Source organism: Anabaena sp. CS-542/02 (assembly GCF_028331085.1).
GTDB lineage: Bacteria > Cyanobacteriota > Cyanobacteriia > Cyanobacteriales > Nostocaceae > Anabaenopsis > Anabaenopsis arnoldii.
This window is the reverse complement of sequence record NZ_JAQMTM010000133.1, coordinates 1-5,564: the sequence shown is the minus strand read 5'-3', so window position 1 is coordinate 5,564 and position 5,564 is coordinate 1. Positions and strand designations below refer to the sequence as shown.

The window sequence follows — 5,564 nt, the reverse complement described above, 5'->3', positions numbered from 1 at the left end:
GGCTGAAACTGAACGTCAAAAAGCTGAAACTGAACGTCAAAAAGCTGAAACTGAACGTCAAAAAGCTGAAACTGAACGTCAAAAAGCTGAAACTGAACGTCAAAAAGCTGAAACTGAACGTCAAAGGGCGGATGAAGCCGAAAGGAGAGCAATTATTTTGGCTCAACGTTTAAGAGAATTAGGTATTGAACCTGACAATATTGTGTAAGGGTTGACAGTCCCCTGAGCTAAAATCCGGGGGATTCTTAACTCATTAGGAGTATACATTAAGCATTGTCATGAGTTACACAAACCCAGATTTTTAGTAGCTGTGATTACTTAAATTATTTTTTTAGATGTTCAAAACAAGCAGAAAAAATATGATAATTTTGATACAAATTTGTTAAGAATAGTTACAATGAGGTAACGGAAGGAAATATTATTTATGGTAAATTCACTTGACAATGCGCCACCACATCAAGTCGTGATTATTGGTGGAGGCTTTGGTGGACTGTATGCGGCCAAGGCACTTGCTAAGGCGAAGGTAAATGTTACCCTGATTGATAAACGTAATTTTCACCTATTTCAGCCGCTGTTATATCAAGTTGCGACGGGTACCCTATCACCTGCTGATATTTCCTCGCCATTACGCTCTGTGCTGAGTAAGAGCAAAAATACTCAGGTGTTGCTCGGGGAAGTCGATGATATTAATCCAGAGGTACAGGAAGTAATTATAGGGGAAAAAAGAGTACCCTATGATACGTTAATTGTGGCTACAGGTGCAAAGCATTCTTACTTTGGTAAGGATGAATGGGAAAAATTCGCCCCAGGTTTGAAAACCGTAGAAGATGCTATAGAAATGCGTCGGCGCATATTTTCCGCATTTGAAGCCGCAGAACAAGAAACAGATCCAGAAAAACGCCTAGCTCTACTGACCTTTGTGATTGTGGGTGGTGGCCCGACTGGTGTAGAATTGGCAGGGGCGATCGCGGAATTGGCGTACCAAACCCTCAAAGAAGATTTCCGCAACATTAATACTTCAGAAACGCAAATTTTACTGTTAGAAGGAATGGATCGTATCCTTCCACCTTTTGCGCCAGATTTATCCGAAGCTGCAGCAGCATCTCTCAAGGAGTTGGGTGTGGTTGTGGAGACCAAAGCCTTGGTAACCAAGATTGAAAATGATGTTGTTACCCTCAAACAAGGTGAGGAGGTCAGAGAAATCGCGTCTAAAACTATTTTGTGGGCTGCAGGTGTCAAAGCTTCACCCATGGGAAAAGTCTTAGCTGAACGCACAGCTGCGCAGTGCGATCGTGCTGGGCGTGTGATTGTGGAATCTGACTTGAGTATTAAGGGGTATGATAGTATTTTTGTAGTTGGTGATCTGGCTCATTTCTCCCATCAAAATGGGAAACCTTTACCAGGGGTTGCACCCGTTGCTAAACAGGAAGGAGAATATGTTGCGTCACTGATTCAAAAACGGCTTCAAGGTCAGACTTTGCCATCCTTCAATTACACCGACCACGGTAGTTTGGCAATGATTGGGCAAAACTCCGCTGTGGTAGATTTGGGCTTCATCAAGTTAAAAGGTTTCTTTGCATGGCTATTTTGGTTATTGATTCACATCTACTTCTTAATTGAGTTTGACAATAAGTTGGTAGTAACCATTCAGTGGGTATGGAATTATATTACCCGTAATCGTGGAGCTAGGTTAATTACAGGTCAGCAGGCTTCTCTAAAAGTAGAAGTTGATGGGAGTACTCATTACCAACCAGCAGTAGATAGGCGTCCAGTTAACGTTTAGACCTTTAGTGTGTTTAGGTTGGCTGCGCTGGAGTGTTTTTCGGTGAAACTGCTCTAGAAACGTTCCCAGGAACGTTTCTATACCTAGATTTACCAATTGAGGAATTTGATCAAAAAAACGTAGATTTATTTTCAGTTTCTTGAATAAACGCCTCAAATTGATTATTGGGTGTCCATTGGATAGCGCCGTCATCTCTAGTAGAAAATAGCTGTGTCTGGTTTTTACTCAGATTAGATAAGGTTTTTGGGTCTAGGTTAGTATAAGAGGCTATGGCCACTTGTGGTTGAAGCATTTGTACTAAATCTAACAAGGACTCAGGTCTACACCACAATACTTGTGGACGCACCAAGCTACCTGCTTTGACTAGCTGTTCTACCTCCTGAGCCTTGACATCCCCCACCAATAGCCAATTCTGTCCTTGAATTTGCAGTTGTAAGACAGGTTTATCATTAATTAACTGAGCAGTTACTGAACCAGTATTGACTATTTGACCGGGGGCTAATGGTTGGTGTATTCCTTGTTGCTTTTGCACTTGCTGTTGAATTGCCTGATTAGTAATGTTGTTTGTGAGGTTGGCTGAATATTCATAAAAGTTATCTATTCTTATAGTTTGTAGTACTTCCAACCAAGCGCTACTGTCCTGGTATTTTAAATTACTGCTGATTCCGCTGCGCTCAGTGGCAAAGGCGATCGCCGAATCTATGTGATTAATGCCCTGCTGTTGTAAAAATGGTAAAATTGTGAAGCGTCCAGTCCCCTGCTTTCCACCATTAATTAGTGTCACCTTTCCTCGCTCCTGAATGACAACAACTGGTTCTTTACCTGCTGCTAGGACTGTGATTCTAAATAATGTATTGGCAGAATGCCAAAAGGGGATGAGTACCAAAGCGATGGCCATGAAACTGGCAAATAACCAGCGTTTTTGCCACGAAGGTACTAGCCAAACCAAAATCACCAGTGCATATATTGCCAGCAATTGCCACGTAGATATACTACCCAAATTCAGAGAATTACCGGGAAAGCTTCTAAATAATTGTACCAATTTAAATAACCAGTCAGTAGGGTAATATAATAGTTCTGCTAAGGTACTGCCACCTGTAGGCCAAAGTAATGCTGCTATGGCGCTAATAATCCCACCTATACTAATGGTTGCAATCAAAGGTGTGCTGATCATATTCAGTATTACTCCGTAAGCAGGCATCATCCCAAATACAAAAAGTTGCACAGGTAAAGTCCAAATTGTAGCAGCCAGGGGAACGGCAATTAAGGAAGCGATGACCGGTGGTAACCAATCTAAGCGTTTTACCAATGCGGGAACTGTGACCACTAACCCTAGTGTGGCTAAAAAACTCAATTGAAAGCCTAAATCCCAAATCCATAGGGGATTAATTAACAATAATAAAGTTGCTGCTAATAACAGAGAGGCAAATTTTTTAACTTTCCTTTGTAATAATAAACCCACTAAAGCCGCAAAACCCATAATTACCGCCCTTAGTACTGAAGGTTGGAACCCTGTTAAACTCAGGAAAATAATCAAGGCTAAACAGCCAAAAGTAAACCTTGTTCTTGCAGATGCACGGCTTGTCAACTGCATTACCAAACCTAAGACTAAAGAAACGTGAAATCCTGAAGCTGCTAAAGTATGAGCCAATCCAGCTTTGACAAACAAATCACGAATATCGTGGGGTAAATCGACTGCTTTGCTACCTAAGACCATTGCACTTACCAATGGACCATGTGGAACACCCAGGCTTTGAGTGTGCGATCGCACAATTCGCTGCCGAACTTGCCACCATCCCCACGGACGTTGATCATACTCATCCAGGAAAGTAATCTGTCTTCCACTCAAACCCGCAAATATTCCTTGGTAATTAAGAAACTTCTGAAAATCGAAACCACCAGGGTTGTATGCTGTTCTTGGCTTGTATAAAACTCCCGTCACAGCAATTTGTTGACCAGGATATAACCCAGTACTCTGGAGCAAGGGTACTGTTACATATAATTTTCCCGTCACACCTTTAGCCGCATCTAGCGGACCTGCTTCATTCTTAACTTGATCAACCTGAGTAGCTGCTAATACAAATTGTCCTCGTTGGTTGCGAGTTAAACGGGGGTTACTTATCACTTGGCCACGAACCATCACCAGTTGTTGCTGATTACCATTATTTTCCGATACCAGCAATGTACTAATATCTTGCGCTCCCGGTTGGGGCGATCGCCATTGAAAATATACACTTGCTAATAACCCCACTAAACCGGCAACTAACCATATTCTAGAATGAGGAATATTTGACGAGATATTTCTTAATCCCTGAGTTGTACTGCCATCAGTTGGGTATTGTGTAGCTTTCCCTAATCTGCGTTTTCTAAACAGAACCGCTCCCACCATCCCTAAACCTAAAACCCAAACACCACCCCAAGGTACTGAGGTAAACAACAACCCTAAAATAAAACCAAGACAGATAACCACACCACTCGTCGGAATCATAAGTCACTCGTCAAAAGTAAAGGAAACATAATAACTCTTCAGGCTCCCAAACTTGCTGATTTACTCTCTTAGTTAGGACTGAGGCAAAAAAAACCTCACTTTTTGAGCTTGAGTGTCCACTCTAACTCTCATTACTCAGTGCAATCTGTGATTTCTTCTCACCTGACCTCTGCCTCAGTCCTGTTATTGTTTTACATTCAAGAGCTACAAACCTTTATCCCCTTGAGTAAAGGAAAACCCAACTTTTCCCGTTGCTCAACATATAGATGAGCCACCTTCCGAGCCAAATGACGAATCCTCCCAATGTAACGAGTTCTCTCCGTCACCGAAATTACGCCTCTAGCATCCAGTAAGTTAAACGTATGTGAACACTTCATAACATAATCTAGGCTGGGTACCACCAAACCACGCTCAGTTAATTGGCCAGCCTCCTGCTCATATAAATTAAACAGTGTTAAAAGCAACTCAGGATTAGACCCTTCAAAGTTATAAGTACACTGCTCAATCTCACTTTGTAGGAAAACATCACCGTAAGTGATGTTGTCAGTCCAAGCAATCTTAGTAATGGCTTCCACTTGCTGGAGGTACATCACCAGCCGCTCTAACCCGTAGGTGATTTCAATCGACACGGGACGACAATCAATTCCCCCACACTGTTGGAAATAGGTAAATTGAGTAATTTCCATCCCATCTAACCAAACTTCCCAACCAGTTCCCCAAGCACCCACCGTCGCATCTTCCCAGTTATCTTCCACAAACCGAATATCGTGGTCTTCGGGACGAATGCCCAGAGCCGACAAGGAATCAAGGTAAATTTCTTGAATATTATCTGGCGACGGCTTAATCAGAACTTGATACTGATAATAGTGTTGAAAGCGATTGGGGTTTTCACCGTAGCGTCCATCAGTAGGACGACGGCATGGTTCAACATAAGCCACTGACCAAGGCTCCGGACCCAAAGCCCTTAAAAATGTATGGGGGTTTTTAGTACCCGCTCCCTTCTCAATGTCATATGGTTGGGCAATTAAGCAACCACGTTCACCCCAAAACTGATGCAATAAACTAATCACAGACTGAAAATTCACGCTCTACCCTCCCTTAGTCACCAACTGGCATACACTATTCTTGCCTACAACCTAGCACTGTGGCGAGTTTCAGAGACGTGAAAAAAAATCTGCAAATTTTGGGAAAAAAGAGTTGACAAAGGTAGAGACAGTAGCTATATTGGATAAGTGCCTGAGAGACAAGCGCTGCAAAGCGGAGTTCGAGGGGACACCGAACCATGAAAATATT

Annotated in this window: 3 protein-coding genes and 1 pseudogene; 2 read left to right on the top strand and 2 right to left on the bottom strand. The window is 42.4% G+C overall.

Going from position 1 to position 5,564, the window contains the following annotated elements; translation table 11 throughout:
* Together PN447_RS14290 and PN447_RS14285 are read left to right on the top strand one after the other, a co-directional pair.
* A pseudogene (locus tag PN447_RS14290) lies at positions 1 to 208 on the top strand (Uma2 family endonuclease); the annotation flags it as partial.
* Positions 209 to 424: 216 nt separating this feature from the next.
* Positions 425 to 1,783, top strand: a complete 1,359-nt coding sequence (locus PN447_RS14285; RefSeq protein ID WP_271763704.1) for an NAD(P)/FAD-dependent oxidoreductase — start codon at positions 425 to 427, stop codon at positions 1,781 to 1,783.
* A 109-nt stretch (positions 1,784 to 1,892) separates the two neighbouring features.
* On the opposite strand, the gene PN447_RS14280 is transcribed toward PN447_RS14285, so the two are convergent.
* Both PN447_RS14280 and glyQ read right to left on the bottom strand, forming a co-directional pair.
* Positions 1,893 to 4,271, bottom strand: a complete 2,379-nt coding sequence (locus PN447_RS14280) for a ComEC/Rec2 family competence protein (protein WP_271763703.1) — start codon at positions 4,269 to 4,271, stop codon at positions 1,893 to 1,895.
* A 197-nt stretch (positions 4,272 to 4,468) separates the two neighbouring features.
* Complete coding sequence (glyQ, locus tag PN447_RS14275) at positions 4,469 to 5,356, bottom strand: glycine--tRNA ligase subunit alpha (RefSeq protein ID WP_271763702.1); 888 nt, start codon at positions 5,354 to 5,356, stop codon at positions 4,469 to 4,471.
* Between the last annotated feature and the right edge of the window lie 208 nt (positions 5,357 to 5,564).

What these genes read in the sequence shown, in the direction of transcription:
- PN447_RS14280 (WP_271763703.1), bottom strand. Translation starts at nt 4,271, where the DNA reads ATGATTCCGACGAGTGGTGTGGTTATCTGTCTTGGTTTTATTTTAGGG.
- PN447_RS14285 (WP_271763704.1), top strand. Translation starts at nt 425, where the DNA reads ATGGTAAATTCACTTGACAATGCGCCACCACATCAAGTCGTGATTATT.